At 70.0% G+C, this 1,643-nt stretch carries 2 protein-coding genes; both read right to left on the reverse strand.

Annotation, left to right across the window (positions count from 1 at the left end):
- Positions 1–98 precede the first annotated feature (98 nt).
- Entirely contained in the window at positions 99–938 is an 840-nt protein-coding gene (locus tag SZN_RS36980; RefSeq protein WP_007506439.1) for a transposase family protein, read from the reverse strand.
- 52 nt (positions 939–990) lie between these two features.
- Positions 991–1,437 carry a hypothetical protein gene (locus SZN_RS36985; protein ID WP_007506442.1) on the reverse strand — a complete coding sequence of 149 codons (447 nt, stop codon included), beginning with the start codon at positions 1,435–1,437 and terminating at the stop codon, positions 991–993.
- Positions 1,438–1,643: the final 206 nt, after the last annotated feature.

Below are 1,643 nucleotides of genomic sequence, written 5' to 3' on the forward strand. Positions count from 1 at the left end.
GGTGTGCAAGCTGAAGTTGCTGGTCACGGGTCTGGTGTGCGTGGGCATCGGGATGCTCGTGCTGGTCGCGGGCTGGTGACTTTGGTGAAGATCGTCGGTCATCGGGCGACTTCGCGGTTCGTGAGGACCAGCAGGGCCCGGACCAGGGCGGTCGCCCAGGAGGGGTCGGTGCGTACCTTGCCGAGGACGCGCCAGTTCTTTAGGTGGGCGAAGCCGTGCTCGACGGGTGCCCGGACGGCCGCCAGTGCCGTGTTGGACAGTTTCTGGCCTCGTGTCAGGGGCCGGTTCCGGGCGGCCTTGTAGCCGGTGATCACCGCCGGGTCGGCGTCGGGGCCGCTGTCGTCGAGGCCGATGAATCCCAGGTCGGCGATGGCGCCGAGCCCGGCTTCCCGCAGTTTCCGGGTGAGCTGGTCGTGCCGGCAGGCGGTGATCTCCGAGGTGCGGCCGGGGCGGGCCGCCGAGATCCACAGCAGTCGGCCCCGGTCGTCGGTGAGGGCGATCACGAGCAGGCCGTGGCATTTGTTCTTGCCGGAGTAGTTCTTCCGGTTCTCCTTCCCGGTTCGGCGCCGGGTGCGGATCACCGATCCGTCCAGCAGTACGATGCCGCCGCCCATTCGGGCGATCTTCTTCAGGGCCCGGTCCAGGCGTGGGGCGCGGGCGGCGAGCAGGCCGACGACCTCCCTCACCCATCGGGTCACGGTGGTGCGGTGCACTCCGTTGCCGCCGGCCAGGTCGCCGGGCCGCTGGTCACAGCGCAGCACCGCCAGCACGATGGTGGCGATCTTCCCCGCGGGCAGGACGCGCCACCGCGAGCCGATCTTCTTGAGGTGGCCGCGTATCAGGCCGGCGAGATGGTTCAGGGTGGCACTCGACAGCGGCAGGCGGGCGGTGTAGACAAGGCCGTCAGGGCCCTCGACGGAACTGTTGTTTTTCTTCACACAAACTCAACTGCCGTTGTGGGCCCGTCAGTTACGGGCACACCGCGCGTGACTACGGACGTGCCGTGAACCGACCGTCGCCCCGCTTGTGCAGCCAGCCGCGGTCGGCGAGCTTGGTCATCTTCGCCCGCAGAGGTTCCAGCTTGCCGCGCACCGAGGCGTCCAGGCCCAGCCGCTCACCCACCGCCCTGACCTGCACCGGACCGTCGGCCTCCCGCACGATCGCCAGGATCCTGCGGTAGTCGCCGGGCAGCGCGCCCTCGTCGGCCGCGTCGCTGCGGTGCGGGATGAGCAGGACCGCCCGCCCGGCCACCTGCGCCGATACCGGAGCGACAGCCTCGGCATCGGCCCGGACCTGCTCGGCCAGGCGGTTCAACACCCGCTCCGCGATCTCCAGTTCGTCCCGCTCGACCCGGACCTCCTGAAGCTGCTTGGCCAACTCCTCGGCGAGGGCGTCCAGTTCGCTCCGGCGGGCGGTGATCCACTGCCGCTCCTGCATCCCGCAGCCCCCGCGATCTCGTAGCGTGCCGACCTGCTGACGGATCGTAGGCGGGGGCCTGCCGTGGGCGCAGCCGAACCCGGCATCCCGCCGGAGCCGGACCTGCCCGACGATCTACGCCATGGTCATCGGCCGCCGACCGGCACGAGTACTCGAGTCGCCATTCACACCAGACCCGTGACCAGCAACTTCAGCTTGCACACCGC

It is taken from the genome of Streptomyces zinciresistens K42 (genome assembly GCF_000225525.1).
Lineage (GTDB): Bacteria > Actinomycetota > Actinomycetes > Streptomycetales > Streptomycetaceae > Streptomyces > Streptomyces zinciresistens.

Coding starts and splice junctions, on each gene's coding strand:
- SZN_RS36985 (WP_007506442.1), bottom strand. CDS start 1,437: ATGCAGGAGCGGCAGTGGATCACCGCCCGCCGGAGCGAACTGGACGCC.